Here is a 1,153-nt window from a genome sequence, read left to right as displayed (position 1 = left end):
CGGGCCTGGGCCGAGGCGCGGCCAACGGTCAGCCACGACCGCCCGGACGACGATTACTGGTCCGCACGCCTCGCCGCCTTGAGTGGCCGTGGCATGCCAAGCCTGCTCAATCAGGGCTTGATTCCTGACACGGCCAAGCTGCATTACAGCGGCCACCTGTCGGCGCAAACCCGCTACCCGGACGGCCTGAAGGCGATCCTCGGCGAGTATTTCGGCCTGCCGGTGGCCATCGAAGAATACGTCGGCCAATGGCTGGAACTGCCCGAGCGCAGCCGCGTCGGTGTCAGCGCCTACCAACTGGGCGTGGATTTTTGCCTGGGCAGCCACGTGTGGGACCGCCAGCATAAATTTCGCATCCGCCTGGGCCCGCTCACGCTGGACGACTACATGGGCATGCTGCCCGGCCAACAGCCGTTCAACGAGCTGGTGGCCTGGGTGGCCGAGTACCTGGGCCATGAATTGGACTGGGACCTGAACCTGGTTTTGCAACAACCCGAAGTCCCTGCGCTGCAACTCAACGGCCAGTTCCGCCTGGGCTTCAACACCTGGCTCGGCAAGCCCGAGCGAGACGCCAACGACCTAATCCTGGCCCGGCATTACGCCGATCACGCCACCACCTCAAGGAATCCAGAGCATGGGTGAAATCAGTCGCGCCGCACTGTTCGGCAAACTCAACAGCGTGGCCTACAAGGCCATCGAAGCCGCCACGGTGTTCTGCAAGTTGCGGGGCAACCCGTATGTGGAACTGGCCCACTGGTTTCACCAGTTGCTGCAACTGCAGGACTCGGACCTGCACCGCATCATCCGCCAGTTCAACGTGGAGCCCGCGCGCCTGGCCCGTGACCTGACCGAAGCGCTGGACCGCCTGCCACGCGGCTCGACGTCGATCACCGACCTGTCCTCCCATGTGGAAGAAGCCGTCGAGCGTGGCTGGGTCTACGGCAGCCTGATGTTTGGCGAAAGCCAGGTGCGCACCGGTTACCTGGTGCTGGGCATTCTGAAGACGCCGAGCCTGCGCCATGCGCTGCTGGGGTTGTCGGCGGAGTTCGACAAGATCAAGGCCGAAGCCTTGAGCGAGCGTTTTGATGAATACGTCGACGACTCGCCGGAAAACGCCCTGAGCGCCAGCGACGGTTTTAATGCCGGTGCAGTG

At 63.7% G+C, this 1,153-nt stretch carries 2 protein-coding genes; both read left to right on the top strand.

All coding sequences use genetic code 11. The features are described 5' to 3' along the window. Positions 1-642 (top strand): type VI secretion system baseplate subunit TssG (gene tssG, locus H8F21_RS29250; RefSeq protein WP_203585839.1); only part of this gene is annotated, 642 nt, incomplete at its 5' end. Beyond that, positions 635-1,153, top strand: a 519-nt coding sequence (locus tag H8F21_RS29245; RefSeq protein ID WP_328824557.1) for a Clp protease N-terminal domain-containing protein, incomplete at its 3' end; no start/stop codon positions are given. The genes tssG and H8F21_RS29245, both read left to right, overlap by 8 nt.

This window comes from Pseudomonas arcuscaelestis (genome assembly GCF_016881005.1).
Classification (GTDB): domain Bacteria; phylum Pseudomonadota; class Gammaproteobacteria; order Pseudomonadales; family Pseudomonadaceae; genus Aquipseudomonas; species Aquipseudomonas arcuscaelestis.
Note: the sequence above shows the minus strand (reverse complement) of the source record. Positions and strands in the feature narration are given on the sequence as shown.